This is a genomic window from Moritella viscosa (assembly GCF_900120065.1).
GTDB lineage: Bacteria > Pseudomonadota > Gammaproteobacteria > Enterobacterales > Moritellaceae > Moritella > Moritella viscosa.
Map to the genome: position 1 here is coordinate 87,417 of NZ_FPLG01000105.1, position 16,820 is coordinate 104,236.

15 protein-coding genes are annotated in these 16,820 nt (G+C 40.6%); 10 read left to right on the forward strand and 5 right to left on the reverse strand.

What is annotated here, in order from left to right; genetic code table 11:
- Window positions 1–63 precede the first annotated feature (63 nt).
- Window positions 64–1,044, reverse strand: a complete 981-nt coding sequence (locus tag BT797_RS16750) for a tripartite tricarboxylate transporter substrate binding protein (protein WP_045110975.1) — start codon at window positions 1,042–1,044, stop codon at window positions 64–66.
- Between the two features lie 300 nt (window positions 1,045–1,344).
- Window positions 1,345–2,271 carry an acyltransferase gene (locus BT797_RS16755; RefSeq protein WP_045110974.1) on the reverse strand — a complete coding sequence of 309 codons (927 nt, stop codon included), beginning with the start codon at window positions 2,269–2,271 and terminating at the stop codon, window positions 1,345–1,347.
- A gap of 403 nt (window positions 2,272–2,674) precedes the next feature.
- On the opposite strand from BT797_RS16755, the gene BT797_RS16760 reads away from it, so the two are divergent.
- The 3 genes from BT797_RS16760 to BT797_RS16770 all read left to right on the forward strand — a co-directional run bounded on the left by BT797_RS16760 (window position 2,675) and on the right by BT797_RS16770 (window position 4,631).
- Window positions 2,675–3,649 carry an SPFH domain-containing protein gene (locus BT797_RS16760; RefSeq protein ID WP_075472862.1) on the forward strand — a complete coding sequence of 325 codons (975 nt, stop codon included), beginning with the start codon at window positions 2,675–2,677 and terminating at the stop codon, window positions 3,647–3,649.
- A 34-nt stretch (window positions 3,650–3,683) separates the two neighbouring features.
- Window positions 3,684–4,148: an NfeD family protein gene (locus BT797_RS16765; RefSeq protein ID WP_075472864.1), complete on the forward strand. Its 465-nt coding sequence runs from the start codon at window positions 3,684–3,686 to the stop codon at window positions 4,146–4,148.
- Window positions 4,149–4,367: 219 nt separating this feature from the next.
- The gene (locus BT797_RS16770; protein ID WP_045110971.1) at window positions 4,368–4,631 is read left to right on the forward strand and encodes a hypothetical protein; all 264 of its coding nucleotides are present in this window, start codon (window positions 4,368–4,370) and stop codon (window positions 4,629–4,631) included.
- Between the two features lie 41 nt (window positions 4,632–4,672).
- Here the strand turns inward: BT797_RS16770 and BT797_RS16775 are convergent, their stop codons facing one another.
- Entirely contained in the window at window positions 4,673–5,566 is an 894-nt protein-coding gene (locus BT797_RS16775; RefSeq protein ID WP_045110970.1) for a LysR family transcriptional regulator, read from the reverse strand.
- 154 nt (window positions 5,567–5,720) lie between these two features.
- Between BT797_RS16775 and BT797_RS16780 the strand changes: the two genes are divergently transcribed.
- The 6 genes from BT797_RS16780 (at window position 5,721) to BT797_RS16805 (ending at window position 12,934) form a co-directional block, all read left to right on the forward strand.
- On the forward strand, window positions 5,721–6,122 hold the full coding sequence (locus BT797_RS16780; protein WP_045110969.1) for a RidA family protein: 402 nt from the start codon (window positions 5,721–5,723) through the stop codon (window positions 6,120–6,122).
- A gap of 82 nt (window positions 6,123–6,204) precedes the next feature.
- Window positions 6,205–7,668, forward strand: a complete 1,464-nt coding sequence (locus BT797_RS16785) for an aldehyde dehydrogenase family protein (protein WP_075472866.1) — start codon at window positions 6,205–6,207, stop codon at window positions 7,666–7,668.
- A gap of 44 nt (window positions 7,669–7,712) precedes the next feature.
- On the forward strand, window positions 7,713–8,702 hold the full coding sequence (locus BT797_RS16790; RefSeq protein ID WP_045110967.1) for a membrane dipeptidase: 990 nt from the start codon (window positions 7,713–7,715) through the stop codon (window positions 8,700–8,702).
- A 98-nt stretch (window positions 8,703–8,800) separates the two neighbouring features.
- Window positions 8,801–10,411 carry a BCCT family transporter gene (locus tag BT797_RS16795; protein ID WP_045110966.1) on the forward strand — a complete coding sequence of 537 codons (1,611 nt, stop codon included), beginning with the start codon at window positions 8,801–8,803 and terminating at the stop codon, window positions 10,409–10,411.
- A gap of 85 nt (window positions 10,412–10,496) precedes the next feature.
- Window positions 10,497–12,206, forward strand: a complete 1,710-nt coding sequence (locus BT797_RS16800; RefSeq protein WP_082293723.1) for a hypothetical protein — start codon at window positions 10,497–10,499, stop codon at window positions 12,204–12,206.
- Window positions 12,203–12,934, forward strand: coding sequence for a DUF3726 domain-containing protein (locus tag BT797_RS16805; RefSeq protein ID WP_045110965.1), 732 nt, complete (start codon window positions 12,203–12,205; stop codon window positions 12,932–12,934). The genes BT797_RS16800 and BT797_RS16805 overlap by 4 nt, the downstream gene beginning before the upstream one ends.
- Before the next feature lie 68 nt (window positions 12,935–13,002).
- Here BT797_RS16805 and BT797_RS16810 read toward each other — a convergent pair whose 3' ends face one another.
- Window positions 13,003–14,913, reverse strand: a complete 1,911-nt coding sequence (locus tag BT797_RS16810; protein WP_045110964.1) for an HD domain-containing phosphohydrolase — start codon at window positions 14,911–14,913, stop codon at window positions 13,003–13,005.
- 89 nt (window positions 14,914–15,002) lie between these two features.
- Window positions 15,003–15,941 (reverse strand): tRNA dihydrouridine(16) synthase DusC, encoded by a 939-nt coding sequence (dusC, locus tag BT797_RS16815; RefSeq protein ID WP_045110963.1) that lies wholly within the window; start codon window positions 15,939–15,941, stop codon window positions 15,003–15,005.
- 230 nt (window positions 15,942–16,171) lie between these two features.
- Here dusC and apt point away from each other — a divergent pair, with 230 nt between their 5' ends.
- Window positions 16,172–16,717, forward strand: a complete 546-nt coding sequence (apt, locus tag BT797_RS16820; protein WP_075472869.1) for an adenine phosphoribosyltransferase — start codon at window positions 16,172–16,174, stop codon at window positions 16,715–16,717.
- Window positions 16,718–16,820: the final 103 nt, after the last annotated feature.

Consider the following 16,820-nt stretch of genomic DNA (forward strand, 5'->3'; position numbering starts at 1 on the left):
TTAAAAGAAAGCCACAGCGAAACATAATGTATTGCTGTGGCTGTATGGCGGGGATGAATTAGATTATTTTAGGAAGCCTAATTCACGCATCAAATTGCCCATTTGTTGTTCTTGTTGTTCTAAGAATGCATAGAAGTCTTTGTCTGCTTTATAGTTATCAATCCAGCCATTACGATCGCGAACCGTTGCCCATTCGTCGGTTTTGTACATTTTACTTAGTACTTTGTTCCACTGAGCAACTTTTTCTTCACTGACACCCGGTGAAGCAAAGAAACCACGCCAGTTAGCAAACACAGTGTTGTTCCCCATCTCGGTAAGAGTCGGTACATTTGGCGCTGCGGCTAAACGTTCTGGTGCGGTAATCGCGAGAATACGTACTTGACCACTTCTCGACATTTCCAGTACTTCGCCTAAACCTGTTGATAGTAATGGCGTTTCACCAGACAATACCGCTGCCATGGCTTTACCGCCTGCGTCATAGGCGATATAGCGTACTTTACGAGCATCAAAACCTTCGCCTTTAAAAGCTGCTGCTACAATAAGGTGATCCATGCTACCGCGAGCTGAACCGCCAGCAATTTTTACTTTTCGTGGGTTTTCTTTAAAGTCAGCGACAACTTGTTGCCAATTTTGGTATTTAGAGTCTGCGGCGACAACAATTGCACCATAGTCAGCAATTGTCGTTGCAACTGGTGTTAAATCTCGAAATGACTGCGGAAAGATCCCTGTTAATGAACGGATCACAATCGGTGTTGAGTTAACCATCAGCGTATCTTGCTGACGATCTGCGGTTTCAATCATGTGAGCAATCGCTTTACCACCTCCGCCACCAGATAGGTTTTGAAAAGATACTTTTTCAACTAGATCCGCTTTCATTAATACATCACCCGTACCTCGAGCTGTCATATCCCAGCCACCGCCTGCACCACCAGGGACAATAAAGTGCAGTTTTTCTATATCAGCCGCCCAAGCGGCAGATGAGAGTGTTGCAACGCTTGCCACGATAAGTGATGAGGCTACACGTTTTCTAAATTGCTTTAGCATGGTTTCCATTCCTTGTGTTTCTTGTTGAAAAGTAAATAGTGAATAGTTAACGCTATGGGTCTAACGGTTAACGCTAATGACGTGCAATGTTACGCTAGTGTTATCGGTAACGTTGTGACGGGATGGAAACTGTAAATAATGGCAATTAACGGCGTTGTGGCTATTTTGTTCATAAAGTTCACGATGGACTTTAAATTAAAAGAGGGTAATAAAAAGCCGCCTAATTTATTTCGATGAATAAAAAAAGGCGGCTTTGTGTCGTTTATGAAATGGCAGATTTCTGACCTATTACGAACAGAATTAGCTAGTCGTATTGATTTCTACGGCTTTATTTTTGTCTGTTATTGTTGAGTCACTTTGTGCCATTGTTTCTAGAATGGCGTCTTTTTCTATCCAAAGTTGATTTAAGTGTTGTTGAAAACCAATTTTAAATGCTCGGTCTTTTTGGTAATCGCCGCGCATCTTGTCATCAATATCTGAGACGCGAATATGTACGTGTACATTTTTCACTTCACCACAGAGGTATTGCCAAAAGGTGGGAGTTTGACCTGGATAATAAATCGCGACATCAACAATCTTGTGAATATGATCGCCTAATGCAGAAAGTGCAAACGCTAATCCACCTGCTTTAGGTTTTAATAGATGTTTAAACGGTGAATTTTGTTTGTTATGTTTTTCTGTGGTCAGGCGAGTACCTTCAACAAAATTCATTACACTCACAGGACTTGATTTGAATTTAGCACACGCTTTACGTGTAACTTCAATATCTTTACCACGTAACTTTGGATTCTTCTTTAGCTGTGTCGTGCTGTAACGGCGCATAAAAGGGAAGTCTAACGCCCACCAAGCGATACCTAAGAAAGGCACAAAGATAAGCTCTTTCTTTAAGAAGAATTTTAAGAACGGTATTTTTTTATTTAATACGCGCTGTAAGATCAGGATATCAACCCAAGATTGATGATTAGCCAGTACCATATACCATTCTTTTTCAGACAGTTCGATGCCTTTGCTGTGTAGATGAATATTCACAGGGTGAATAAGGCGCTCTATTATCACATTGACTCGTATCCAACTGCTTGCGCAACACACTAATAGCGAAGAACAAATTGATTGTATATTTTTAATTGGCAGTAATTTAATGGGGCTTAAAATAATGATGGGTGTGGCCCAAAACAACAAATTTATAACCCAAAAGGTAAAAGCTAAACAGCCTCGTATAAATGACATAATATTTCCTACACAGTAAAAATACATACTTTCAAATAAGCGTTCATATTACTGCCCGAAGCGTCAGGTCTCAATATATAAATGTTCGTTTACGCTCAAATGGCCTGATTTCGCTAAACATCAGATCAGTTAAGGGCTAAAATAGAAGAATTCGAGTGTTCTTACCCTTATTTTTGATGATATTTATGGATTCAATATCTAAATATAGATATAAAATTAGACTTTATTTGTCATTTATAGGTATTTTTACTATTTGAGAAGGTTACAATAAGGTATTGTTTGTTTAAATAAACAATACAGAAACGTAGGTATTATCAACACTGAATTTCAATATCGGAATTCGTTTCACCCAATAATGATTTAATGGTTGCAAAGCAACATCAAATACTAAGGATACACATTTATGGAAACTGCAATTGGTATACTATTAACCCCCTGGCTTTGGATCTCAGTTGTGGTCATATTCACAATTCAAAGGGGCATACTCTTTGTTCCGCAAAATAGAGGTTATGTTATTTATACGTTTGGGCGCTATAGTGGCACGTTACAAGCGGGTCTTAATTTTATCGTTCCGTTTGTACAAAGGGTTGCTGCGGATCGTAACTTAAAAGAGCAATCATTAGATATATCTTCACAACTCGCTATCACCAAAGACAATATTTCATTAGAAATTGATGGCATCTTGTTTATGAAAGTTGTTGATGCATCTGCTGCAACGAATAATATTACCGACTATAAATTAGCTGTTATTCAGTTAGCGACAACTACAATGCGTAATGCAATTGGCTCGATGGAACTCGATCAATGCTTCCAAAATCGCGATAATATTAATGCAAGTATTTTGGCTGCAATGACGGATGCAACTCAACCTTGGGGTGTTCAGGTTACGCGTTATGAGATTAAAGACATTACGCCTCCCACTTCTATCAAAGAAGACATGGAAAAGCAGATGACGGCAGAGCGTGAAAAACGTTCCGTGATCCTGACTGCTGAAGGTGTTAAAACCGCAGCTATTACCAAAGCTGAAGGCTTGAAACAAGCAAGGGTTCTCGATGCTGAAGCTGCAAAAGCAGAGCTGGTATTAGCAGCTCAAGCTAGTAAAGAGTCACAAATTTTGGAAGCGACAGGTAAAGCTGAAGCAATTCGATTGGTCGCGGATGCAGATTCTGCAGCGCTAAATGTGATCGGTGCAGCAGCAATAACGAGTGAAGGGCAGCAAGCTGTACGTTTAACGCTTGCTCAAGATGCGATAGCGGCACACAAAGCGATTGCAGCAGAAGGTTCTGTCATATTAACGGATGGTAAAACCAGCGAGAATATAGGTAATACCGTCGCGCAAGCGATTGCTGTATCAAGTGCATTAAAACTGTCTGAATAATATGCTTGGTTACCCATTGAATGGAGTTTAAGAAATGGATACATTAATCGACTACTTACAAAATAATCATGATCAATTGCTTTATGTTATTGGTGCGATTGCGTTAGTCGTTGAACTGGGTGTGATTGGTTTAAGTGGTCCGCTGTTGTTCTTCAGTCTTGGTTGCCTTGCGACTGGCTTATTGGTTAACTTGGGCGTGATTGCTGGATGGGAACTTGAAGTTCTATCTGTGGGGTTATTAACAGCGATTAGTGCGCTGCTTTTATGGAAACCGCTTAGGCACTTTCAGGGAGATAAGCTTGTACAAGATACGAGTAGCGACATGATTGGTCAAATGGTACCTGTAAGTGAACCTGTCACTATCAATGGTGGCAAAGTTCGCCATTCTGGAATTAACTGGAATGCACGTTTAATTGAGTCTTCGACTGTTGAAACCAGAGAGGTAGGTCAACGAGTTAAAATTGTCGCAGTGGATGGCACTGTTTTAATTATCGAGTAGTTATTAAGCAGACTAAGCAAGACATAATTTAGACATTAAATTACTAGGTTAAGTAAACTAATCTATATGATATATAGCCCTTATCGCATGTTTTTTATGAACAATGTGAGAGGGCTTTTTTATAGAAAAAATTCTGTGGTAACGCTATTTTTTACCTATAGTTGAGTATGTATACTCAGAGTTGCAATATTTGGTAATAGAACTTAGGTGGCAATAGCGATGAAAGGAATACACAGAAAAGAATTTGTCCATATCATTTGTACATTAATCAGTAATCATGAATATATATTTGGTGCTGTTAGTATAAGAGAGGACTGTGGTTATTTAATTTGTATCAGAGATTATGTAACCCAAAATATAATGTTCATGGCTGATACTCGTTTTAGAAGTCGTTCAGACGCTCTTTATGATTTCGGACTCATGTGGGACGATGCATTGGCTAAAGTACACTGTGATAGTTCACCGTTGGTAACATCGGGGTAGTGAGAGCGTCTTAATAATAGGGTAAATACTCCATGGATTTATCAGCTGTTATGCTCATCGGAGCAGATGAGGTGTTCAATACATAACTTATAAAATGATTGTGCTTGGGGTGAAATTGTATGCTCTGCAAGTCTAAAAATACCAATTTGGCGCTCTAAAGACGGATCGATGAGTGGTAGCCAGACTAAATCGGTTTCATTTTTGGGGAATGCCAATTTAGGTAGTGTGGTTATACCAATGCCAAGTTTTAATACTGAAAATAAAGAAGTTATATTTTCTACTGAATAAAGCGCCTTCTCAATGAGAACCCTTGCTGGAGTTGGCTCTAGCAGCCTGCAGGTGCCATTATGAATGAATGCTTGGTCCAATAATGCTCGCCATTCAACACCATTAATTTTACTCGCTATCGGATTATCCTTTAAGCAGACTACGCCGATTGGATCTGAAATCAGCGGTGTAAAATCAATAGCTTCAGAATCTAAGTTGGCACAGTTTCCTAGCGCTAAATCAACTTCTCCAGAAATCAATCTAGCCTCGACCCCCGCGGCGTTATCATCAATTAAACTGACCTCTACATTGGGGTACTCCTTACAAAACCGTCCCAGCACGTTGGGGATTAATTTTGCTGCAACTGATGGTACGCTGGCAATGCGAACACGTCCCTGCTGGCCTGCTGCGGCAGCGTGTAGATCGTTATTTAATGTCTTGTAAATATGCAGGAATTGCGTGATTTTTGGTAAGCAAATTTGACCAAAAGGCGTGAGAGTCGATTTATTACCTGATTCAAAAAGTGGTTGTTCTAAAGTACGTTCAAGTTCTTTGATTGAGGTCGACAGCGCAGCCTGAGAACGGTTTGCCCGATTCGATGCCGCACGAAATCCACCTTCTTCGACGACTAAAACAAAATGTCTCAACTGTTGTATTTTAATATCCATATCTTTAATGCCCTATAAATATATTAGTGATCACACTTTTGCAGGGTGATAAATTTTTCTTATCAAACGAACAGAATTTACCGTTAGATTTATCAAGAGTCAAATGTCAGTATTCACAATATTGAAACAAAGCTGTTACAAAGTGGATGTAAACATGAAAACTCAAAGTTACCCTGTACAAACTGAATTATTTGCGTCTAAGGCCCCCCTTGAATGGGCTATTGTAAATAATGGCACCTTATATACCGCGCAAATCCCAATTGATCAAACTGGCGTTGTTGTTGATGGAGGTATTGAAGCTCAAACTCGTCGAACGCTCGATAACCTAGTTCATACTTTAGAGTGTGCAGGCGAATCACTTAATTCTGTACTACAAGTTTTAATCTACGTGACCGACCGTAAGTATCTTGCAACTGTTAATCAAGTATATGCTGAATATTTTAAGGCTCCTTATCCAAATCGTGCTGCAATCGTGGTAGCCGGGCTCGCCCGTGAAGAAATGTTGGTGGAGCTTGTTGTCTACGCAGCGGTCAATGCCGAGATAAACCAAAATTAAGCCTAAACTAAGTGCAAGCAAACCCGAACTATAATAACGAATATGATCTAATTTAATGCATAGCCGAAACAAGGAAAGTCGTATGACAACTCAAACACTGCGTATTCAACCAGAAAACTCACTTTATATTGGCGGCGAATGGCAAGCCGGTGTCAGTACTATCGTTAATATCAATCCGTCTGATATTAGTCAAAATCTGGGTAACTTTGCACAAGCGAGTGCTGCGCAAGTACAACACGCTATCTCGGCAGCAAAGCATGCACAGCCAACATGGGAAAAAACACCATTAGAGCAGAAACAAGCGGTACTACAAGGTATCGGTGATGAGTTGATCGCACGCTGTGATGAACTCGGGCGTTTACTATCAAATGAGGAGGGGAAACCTTTCTTGGAAGGTCGTGGTGAGATTTATCGTGCGGGCCAATTTTTTCAGTATTTTGCCGCTGAAGTATTACGTCAAATCGGCGATAGCGCGGCGTCAGTGAGACCGGGTGTCTCTGTTGAGGTAACACGCGAAGCCGTGGGTGTCGTCGCTATTATTTCACCGTGGAATTTCCCTACTGCAACAGCCGCATGGAAGATTGCACCAGCGCTAGCATTTGGTAATAGTGTTATCTGGAAACCAGCTAATTTAACGCCTGCAAGTGCCGTAGCATTAACTGAAATTATTCACCGTCAAGGTTTACCGGCAGGTACGTTTAACTTGGTACTCGGTAGCGGTTCTGAAGTGGGTAATGTATTAATCAATTCAACCGAAGTTAACGGCGTAAGCTTTACTGGTTCAGTTGATACAGGTCGTAAAATAGCGGCAGCAACAGCACCTAATTTTGTACGTTGTCAGTTAGAAATGGGCAGTAAGAATGCGTTAATTGTTGCCGATGATGCAGATATTAATATCGCTGTTGAAGCGACTATTGCTGGTTCGTTCTCTGGTGCAGGTCAGAAATGTACCGCCTCTTCTCGTTTAGTTGTTATGGATGGTATTCATGATGCGTATGTTGAAGCGCTGATTAAACGAATGAGTGAGATTAAAGTGGGCCATGCGTTGGAAGATGGTGTGTTCATGGGGCCTGTTGTTGATGGTAAGCAATTAGATGCTAACTTAGACTGGATTGATACTGCACGTGAAAGTGGTGGAGAACTGGCGTTTGGTGGTGAACGTTTAAGTCTAGAACATGAAGGTTTCTACATGTCTCCGACACTGTTTATTAATACTCAAAATAGCTGGTCAGTGAATCAAGAAGAAGTATTTGCGCCAATGGCGAGTGTTATTCGTGTAGCTGATTTAGAAGAAGCAATAGCGACAACAAACGATACACGATTTGGTCTAACCAGCGGCATTATTACTCAAAGTCTACGTACTAGTGCTTTGTTTAAGCAGCAAGCGCAAACGGGCTGTGTGATGGTTAATTTACCGACAGCGGGTACGGACTACCATGTGCCATTTGGAGGTCGTAAAGAGTCTAGCTTTGGACCTCGTGAACAAGGTCAATATGCAAAAGAATTCTATACCGTTGTTAAAACGGCTTACCAACGTGCTTATTAAGTTTTTGAAATAGTCACTGAGTTAATGAAAAGTGAGGAGTCGGTATGTTTCACCAAGGGATTGTTATTGACGGGTTGCAGTATTGCAATTGGGATAGAGAGTACTTCCAGACATTAAAAAACAGTGGTATTACCGCTGTTCACGCAACGATTGTTTATCACGAAACGGCGCGTGAAACATTAAGTCGCTTTGCGGAGTGGAATTTAAGGTTTGAACAAAATGCGGACTTGATCATGCCGATCCATTCTGTTTCTGATATTGAAAAAGCGAAGGCGTTAGGCAAAGTAGGTATTTTCTTTGGCGCGCAAAACTGTTCATCGATTGATGATGAAATTGGCTTAATTGAAGTAATGCGTCAACAAGGTCTGCTTATTATGCAGCTCACGTATAACAATCAGAGCTTACTTGCGACTGGATGTTACGAGCAGAATGATACTGGGATCACTCGGTTTGGTAAGCAAGCTATTACCGAGATGAACCGCGTGGGCATGATCATAGATATGTCACACAGTGCTGAGCGTTCGACACTTGAAGCCATCGACCTGTCGTCACGTCCTATTTGTATTAGCCATGCTAATCCGACGTTTGCTTTTGAAGCATTACGTAACAAATCGGATACCGTAATTAAATCATTAGCTGCGCGAGGCGGCATGTTGGGATTTAGTTTATATCCCTTTCATCTGCCGAATGGTAGCCAGTGTACTTTAGAAGATTTTTGCCAAATGGTGGCTAAGACTGCCGATATGGTGGGGGTTGCGCATCTTGGTATTGGCAGTGACCTTTGCCTCAATCAACCACAAGCTGTATTGGAATGGATGCGTAATGGTCGCTGGTCTAAAGCTATGGATTATGGAGAAGGTTCTGCGAGTAATGCGGGTTGGCCGGACTCATTACCTTGGTTCTGTGGTAGTGCTGGCATGGAAAATATTTATAACGGATTAATACGCTACGGGTTCTCAGAGTCTGAAGCGAGACAAGTATTGGGTGAAAATTGGTTTAACTTTTTAAAACAAGGATTAACGCCTATTTCGTGAACTCATCACTTATACATAGAACACCAGCTCATAATTAAACAATTGAGCTGGCGTAAATACACCTTTGCAATAGCAAAGAAAACCTCTGGAGTCAGAGCATGTCAGATTTAACCAAAAGCGTGAAAGCGGCGAGCTTAGATAGTACTGGTAGTAATACCTCAAGCTCTTCAAATAAAAGCGCAGTAAATAAAAATAATTCTACAGCAGATAAATTGGGTTTTAGTAACCCAGCTTTTTGGTATAGCGGTAGTTTTATTGCGCTCTTCGTATTCTTAGCATTATACGATGAAGCATTGTTATCCAGTCTTGTGAACACGGGATTCGCATGGTCAGTAAAATTCTTCGGACCTTACTGGCAATTATTGTTGTTATTAACGTTTATTATTGGCATAGGTTTAGCCGTTAGTCGTACTGGTAAGGTTGTTTTAGGTGGACTTGCGAAACCTGAAATGGACGGTTTCCGCTGGATGGCTATTATCTTCTGTACATTACTTGCTGGTGGCGGTGTATTTTGGGCTGCAGCAGAGCCAATTGCACATTTTGTTAGTCCTCCGCCCTTGTATGGAGCACAAGAAAATGTTCAGCAAACGGCTATCAATGCATTATCACAATCGTTTATGCACTGGGGTTTTCTTGCTTGGGCCATTGTTGGTAGTCTGACCTCTATCGTGGTTATGCATCTTCATTATGATAAAGGTTTACCGCTTAAACCGCGTATCCTACTTTATCCTGTTTTCGGTAAACGCGTATTAACTGGTCACACAGGTGCCTTAATTGATGCTTGCTGTATCGTTGCGGTTGCTGCAGGTACGATCGGTCCGATTGGTTTCCTTGGTTTACAGGTGAGCTATGCACTAAACGTATTGTTTGAGATCCCAGACGGGTTTACTACACAGCTGATCATCATCTTATTTGCAATTACTTTATATACTATTTCGGCATTGAGCGGCTTAAATCGAGGCATGCAAATGCTAAGTCGTTACAACGTTGTTTTAGCTTGTGTATTGATGGCTTATATCCTTATTTTTGGTCCAACTAACTTCATCTTTAATGGTTATATCCAAGGTGTTGGTAGCATGATTGATAATTTCATTCCAATGGCAACGTATCGTGGTGATGAAGGCTGGTTGAGCTGGTGGACGGTATTTTTCTGGGGCTGGTTCTTGGGTTATGGCCCGATGATGGCAATCTTTATTGCGCGTATTTCGCGTGGTAGAACCATTCGCCAGTTAGTGACAACAGTTAGTATTATTGCACCGTTAACAACCTGTTTTTGGTTCACTATCGTGGGCGGTAGTGGTTTAGCATTTGAAATCGCTGAACCGGGTTCAGTGAGTTCTGCATTCGAGGGCTTTAATTTACCTGGGGCACTGCTTGCGGTGACGTCACAGTTACCATTTCCGATGATTACGTCGATTCTGTTTCTTATCCTGACCACGATATTTATTGTGACGACGGGTGACTCGATGACTTATACCATCAGTGTGGTTATTAGTGGTGAAGAGGAGCCAAATGCCTTTATTCGTACTTTTTGGGGCGTGATTATGGGGATAACGGCCTTAATTCTTATTTCACTTGGTTCAGGAGGCATATCAGCACTGCAATCTTTCATTGTTATCACGGCAGTACCTGTTTCTTTAATTTTATTGCCATCACTTTGGAACGCACCACAAATCGCGACTCAGATGGCCAAAGACCAAGGTTTATAGTCTGTCGGAGTGAAAATAATGTGAAGCAAGGCGGTGAGCAAGCCGCCTAATTAAAATACTTATAATTAAAATGGAAGTTAATAATATGGATGCTCGTCCTTCAACTTGCGGTGGCACTTATATGCGTGATCCTGAAACCGTTATGGCGCCTGAAAGGCTTGGTGCAATGCATCAAAATCGAATTAGTTTTGTGCGTAGCTTGGTTCGTAAAATGGCGCAACAAAATTGGCAAGTCACTAAGTATGACTGGCAGTTATCACCGCAAGGTTTTGGCCACGTCATTTATAAACTAACGACGTTGGAACATGTTTATCATTTAGTTATTTTTTGTGATGAGATCGCGGATGAAGATCGTAATGATCGTGTTATTGCTGAAAAGTGGGACGTGACGTTTGCCCTTGTTTATGGCGATGTGGATGTTCATTTACTTAAACAATTACGTGCTAATGTACCATTGCAAGAAGCAGGGCGAAATCCGAATAAGGTCTTGGTATTAGCGAGAGCAAATAAAAGCGTAAGGGTGTTTGAGCATTTGGTTTCACACCTTGCAAAAGGTCAACAACCGAATGCCAAAGAATTAGCTGAAGTCGGTTATATTCTACGCACGACTGCAGTTTATGGTAATGGTAAGTTTGGTATTGCTGACTTCAGTTTACTTGAGCAGAATTCAGATTTTAATCAGTCATTCAGTGCGCAAATGTGTGCGGTATATATATTGCGTGAATTTAGTTTAGATTGGGTACATTACTTAGCCAACGAACAAGGTGGCGATAATGCGGTTAGTTTAGACCTGGGTTTACAACGCTATTTGGGTATTGGCAATGCGACAGGTCTCGGCATGGCTCCTTATCTTATCAATCATCCCTGTGTCGTTGATAAATGGCTATCGTCACGTGAGTCCGCGCTAACCGCCGTATTGAACTCTACGGTTTCGATTTATAAGCTTGAGCCATTACAACATTTATTACAAAAAGCAATTTTCCATTTAGAGCAAATTATAACGATTAATGAACATCAAGACGACCTCAATACAGTGGCAATGAATGAACTCGATGATTTGTTGAGTCAATTAGAAACCTTGCTCCTGCAGAGTACCACTTGGCATGAGTTAGTTGATTATGCCAATCAGTATAGTTTGGAAGCTCAAGAAATACTGCTTTCATGTTTAATGGAAATTCACCCTGATGTAGTGGACGATTATGAAACACAGATGAACTGTGATGAGGAATTGAACCTGCCAAGTGGCAAGCGCATTAAAGATTTATTAGCTGTCTTAAGAAGCTGCTACCGTTGGGCGCTTGAGATAGATTTTACGAAACCAGAAAACAATTATTGGTTTTGGTATCGCTCGCAAGATAAGGAGGAGCCCCGTTTAGGTGTTCGTGGCGAAGAGCCAGGGGAAAGTCGAGAGTTACCGCTTGATATTGGCCGCCAAGCTTACCGCCTTTATCATGGATTGTTAAAGTGCTCGCCTGACATGTCTTTGGCTGAGTTTTTAGTGTTATATCCTCAATATCGTGCGATTGCACGTCGGGTTTGGACTTTGGGTCATAAAGATATGGGGGAAATACAAATGAACGTGTTACATCGTTCATCACTACCTATGCATCTATTACGTTGTAAATTGGCTGTTTTAGGGGCGACTAAATTTGATCCTCGCTCAGAACGTTGGGTACGCGTTACCTTTTTCCAAGGTGCACCACTGTTGAATGAGATCCATGAGGGAGAGTGGCTTTTTCCATTGTTACCGAGTCACTCATTAAATCAAGCTGTAGCAGAAGGAGAGGCACAATGATCGTTTCACATAATGAATTAGTCTCGGTGGTGAATAAAGCCTTTCTTGGTATGCGTCGTACATGTGGTGAAGCAGATGTTATTGCCAGTATGGTTGCGGGATTACAAATCGTGGGGTTAAACGGAATTGGTCATTTCAATAATGCGGCGCAATTTTTAACCGCTGAGAAAGATTGCCCTGTTGATATATTTACGACTAATAACGGAGGTTTATTAGTCGACTTACATGGTTGTAGTCTAGCCTGTCATTTACCTGTGGTGATTGATTATGCGATTGAAAAAATGGTCGGAAAGAAGCACCTGACTATTGAATTAAAAAACTGTCATAACCGTTGGTTAGCTTATAACGAACTGGTCAAACTGGCTGCGAAAGGTCTGGCGTGTAAAGCACAATGGAATAACGGTTCTGCACCACATAACACCCTATATATTTTGAATCAGGGGTGCGTATCACCGGAACTTTTCTTATCTGATCATCTTGATTTAGAGGAGGGGCCATTACATGATATGACAATTCAATTGTCAGTGAGGAATTTTGATATCGCCAATTGTTCAGTTGGTTACACAAAGCATATTAATTCTTCAGTATTAAATCGTGCACAACGTGATACTTGGTATGACGGTATTCTGGTTGATGATGCAGAATGGGAAACATTAAAGAAAACAGCAACAGCTCTTTTGGTTGAAAATAGTGAACAATCAATTAAAGGTGCGGGGGAGTTGGTTTAATTACAGCCTCCCTAAAAATACGCTAATTAACCTTGTTGGTGTTTGGTTGTTATAGTGCCATACCCTGCCTATTGGCATCGCCGAGGTAGTTGATGAACTTCAATGCTCGGTGATAACTGCTTATAAATATTCAAGATATCCATTAAGCAATGATCAAATGCAGCGATAACACTTGGATCGAATTTGCTGCCGGATAGTGCTCGAACCTTATTAATTGCAATTTCAATGGGGATTGCTTTTTTGTAGCAACGGGGATGTATCATGGTATCAAAGGTATCGACAACCGCCACAATACGCGCGGATAATGGTATATCATTGTAGTGTAATTGGTTAGGGTAACCACGCCCATCCCAATGTTCGTGTAAGGTTAGTGCAATATCATGAGCCACTTTAAGCGTGGCTGATTCGGCATCTTGCAAAATTTTGGCACCGATAGTCGGTGCAGTTTTCATCACAGCCCACTCTTGCATTGTTAATGCTGCGGGTTTTGATAAAATTTGCTCCGGAATACCTATCTTCCCTAAATCATGCAGTTTTGCGGCAGCGCGTAATTCTTTCGCTTTATCTTTCGGCATGCCCATATTTAACGCAATAACTTCACAATAACGTGAAACGCGTCGAATGTGATTGGGTGATGAATCATTCTTATATTCTGTCGCAAGTCCAAGCCGAGTGATGGTTTCGGCATTGGTTTTTTCTAGCATTAAATGCAGTTGTTCATTTTCTTTGCGTGATGTAATTAAACTGTCGATCATATTATTAAATGCGTATTGCATTTGCTGTAATTCTACAAAGGTAGATTCTGATATATTCGTCTTAATAAATTGACCACAACGAATATTTTCAGCAATGACTTTTATTTTTCGGAGTGAATCGGTAATGTGATTGATGAAAAAGAATGAGGTTAAGCACGCGATGATACTGATCACCAGGCCAAATAAAATATTCAGTTTTTGATTATCGATTAACTCATTAAGAAAAAATTTCTCTGGCATATAAATTGCAATTATCCAAGGCCATTTGTGATGTGTAAACTCTTTAAACAAGCCATGGTATTTATTGTTATCGTAATTAAATGTAACGGTTGTCGCTGTACTTCCGGTTGAAAATAGCTGGGTTTTTTCTTGCAGCGCTTGCCACGCAGTTAAGGCGATTGGGTTGTTAATTTCATTGATACGTGGAAAACGTAAACTTTCATTTGCGGTATCTTGAATTATTTTTTGGTCTGGGTACGCAATGATTTCGCCAAGTCGATTAGTGACAAATGCGGTGCTATTTTCTCCGAGATCAAGGTTATCAAAAAATGATGAAATAGTGGCTAAGGACAGATCGACACCAACAACACCTATTAATTGGTTATCTTCGTCGTAGACTGGCATTGAACTAGTGATACCAGGCTTACGTGAAGAGAAAAATACATAAGGGTCAGTCCAAGATAAGGCATCGTTATCGAGTGCTTTATTAAACCAAATACGGTCTCGGGGATCATAAGTTTCTTTGGTTATTTCTTTTACGGAAAGTTGTGTAAAGTTATTATTATGGGTGTAGAGGTGTGATGATTTTAAGATGTTTTTGGTATCAACTATAATTGATTTTCGTGAGAATAATGGTTCATTGAAGCCTTGTTCACGTTGTACATGCACAAAGGTGCCACTTGTATTTGCAAAGTAGATCCCTGAAATATGTGGTGATTGTTTTAGTTGTTGGAAAAAATATAAAGCAAGATCTTCGGGTCGGTCAATCGATAACACATCTGAGCTGAGCAATTCACTGCTTAATAATGTCGTTGCAGCTGCAGTATCAAGAAAGCGTTTCGAGTTGTTAATAACATTGTCTGCATAATCAATCATTAACTTATGAGCATGAGAATTGAATGAGCGTTGATTCGAGATGTAGCTCGACACTAATAGTGTAGTTAGTGTGACAAATTGCAGTAGGATTACACCGCTAATAAGGGCTTTCTTTATGGTAATACGCAATGGTAATTCATCCTTGAATTATGCATAAGATATCGAGTCGAGCACTATTATAAACATCGTGATTTAACCGAGTCAAGTTCGTTAAGCTATTACACTCTATAGTTATTTAGTGTATTAATCACTTCTTCCGACTGACGTAAGGCTCTTAATTGGGTAAATAAGTCTGCTGCTTCAGGATACTGCTTACGTAGGTAGCTAAACCATTGTTTTATTCTGTTAGGCAGATATTTCTCTTTATCTCCACGGATCTCTAATTGGCAGTAGTTCCGCAATAACGTCACTACGTCAGCCCAAGGCATTGGTGCTTTGTTGTATTTAACCACTTCACCTAAATTTGGTAAGTTTAATGCGCCGCGACCGACCATTAAGTCGTTACAACCAGTCACTTCTAAGCAACGTTGACCATCGGCATGATTCCAAATCTCACCATTAGCAATAACCGGAATTGAAACGTGTTGTTTAATTTCGGCAATGGCTTCCCAGTTAATTGCTGCTGCGCGATAACCATCGGCTTTGGTACGACCATGTACAGTCAGTTCATTGGCGCCCGCTTGTTGCACTGCATCGGCGATTTCTAACTTATGATTGCTGTCTTCCCAGCCTAAACGGATTTTAGCGCTGACAATGTGCTCCGAAGGTACCGCTTCTCGCACTTGTTTCACGATTTGATATACAAGTTCAGGTTCACGTAAACACGCCGCACCACCAGATGACTTATTGACTTGTTTCGCCGGACAGCCAAAGTTGATATCTAAGCCGTGAGAACCAAGGCCAATGGCACGAACAGCATTTTCTGCCATCCATTCTGGATGTTGCCCTAATAATTGAATGCGTACAGGGGTGCCAGCCTGTGTTCGGCAACCATTGTTTAATTCGGCGCAATAACGGTAAAAAATCTTCTCTGGTAATAGCTGTTCGACGACTCGAATAAACTCGGTTACGCACAAATCGTAACCACCTTGCGCTGTCAGTAACTCGCGCATCAAATTGTCAACAACGCCCTCCATAGGGGCTAAAACTACGCGCATGTAATTGTCCTGCGTTGGCAAAATGAGCGATTAAAACAGAATTAACCATAATTGCCAAATATATCGTATAATAATTTCTTCAAAAGGGGGGTTAATCTTAATACTCGCTTGCATATCAACAAGCAGTTACATAAAATTTATCCCTAATATTATTTTTATATGAGCACATGTTTTATACCCAAGTCATTTGGTGATATGACATATCGCTCATCAAATTAACAGGTTGAAACATGAACCAAGATACACTCGGGTTTATTAAAAACAGTATTAAATCAATTCCAGATTACCCGAAAGCAGGCATTATCTTCCGTGATGTAACAAGCTTAGTTGAAAACGGTCCTGCATTTGCAGCGACAATCGACTTACTTGTTGAACGTTTTAAAGATGCTGGTTTTACAAAAATTGCCGGTACTGAAGCGCGTGGTTTTATTTTCGGTGCTCCGCTTGCTAAAGCACTTGGTTTAGGCTTTATTTTAGTGCGTAAACCAAACAAATTACCGCGTAAAACTATCGAGCAAAGCTATGAGCTTGAATACGGTACAGATACGTTACAGATCCATGTAGATGCTGTTGATGCGGGTGACAAAGTTCTTATTGTTGATGATTTATTAGCAACTGGTGGTACTGTTGCTGCGACGGTTTCTTTAATTCGTCAGCTTGGTGGTATCGTTGAAGATGCTGCATTTGTTATCTCATTACCCGATCTTGGTGGTGAAACCGTATTAAATAATCTTAATGTTAATATTACCAAATTAGTTGATTTTGACGGCGAATAATCCGCTGTCATTGTCATAACAGTAATAATTGTAATTATCATGATTAGCTGGTGGTCAACTGCCAGCTATTTTCATTCCCGAGCATATTAGTGCTTATCAATAT

Bases quoted from the DNA above. Each gene is read 5' to 3' on its own strand.
- BT797_RS16795 (WP_045110966.1), top strand. From the start codon at position 8,801: ATGTCAGATTTAACCAAAAGCGTGAAAGCGGCGAGCTTAGATAGTACT.
- BT797_RS16750 (WP_045110975.1), bottom strand. From the start codon at position 1,044: ATGCTAAAGCAATTTAGAAAACGTGTAGCCTCATCACTTATCGTGGCA.
- BT797_RS16775 (WP_045110970.1), bottom strand. From the start codon at position 5,566: ATGGATATTAAAATACAACAGTTGAGACATTTTGTTTTAGTCGTCGAA.
- dusC (WP_045110963.1), bottom strand. From the start codon at position 15,941: ATGCGCGTAGTTTTAGCCCCTATGGAGGGCGTTGTTGACAATTTGATG.
- BT797_RS16805 (WP_045110965.1), top strand. From the start codon at position 12,203: ATGATCGTTTCACATAATGAATTAGTCTCGGTGGTGAATAAAGCCTTT.
- BT797_RS16755 (WP_045110974.1), bottom strand. From the start codon at position 2,271: ATGTCATTTATACGAGGCTGTTTAGCTTTTACCTTTTGGGTTATAAAT.
- BT797_RS16770 (WP_045110971.1), top strand. From the start codon at position 4,368: ATGAAAGGAATACACAGAAAAGAATTTGTCCATATCATTTGTACATTA.
- BT797_RS16790 (WP_045110967.1), top strand. From the start codon at position 7,713: ATGTTTCACCAAGGGATTGTTATTGACGGGTTGCAGTATTGCAATTGG.
- BT797_RS16760 (WP_075472862.1), top strand. From the start codon at position 2,675: ATGGAAACTGCAATTGGTATACTATTAACCCCCTGGCTTTGGATCTCA.
- apt (WP_075472869.1), top strand. From the start codon at position 16,172: ATGAACCAAGATACACTCGGGTTTATTAAAAACAGTATTAAATCAATT.
- BT797_RS16800 (WP_082293723.1), top strand. From the start codon at position 10,497: ATGGATGCTCGTCCTTCAACTTGCGGTGGCACTTATATGCGTGATCCT.
- BT797_RS16780 (WP_045110969.1), top strand. From the start codon at position 5,721: ATGAAAACTCAAAGTTACCCTGTACAAACTGAATTATTTGCGTCTAAG.
- BT797_RS16765 (WP_075472864.1), top strand. From the start codon at position 3,684: ATGGATACATTAATCGACTACTTACAAAATAATCATGATCAATTGCTT.
- BT797_RS16785 (WP_075472866.1), top strand. From the start codon at position 6,205: ATGACAACTCAAACACTGCGTATTCAACCAGAAAACTCACTTTATATT.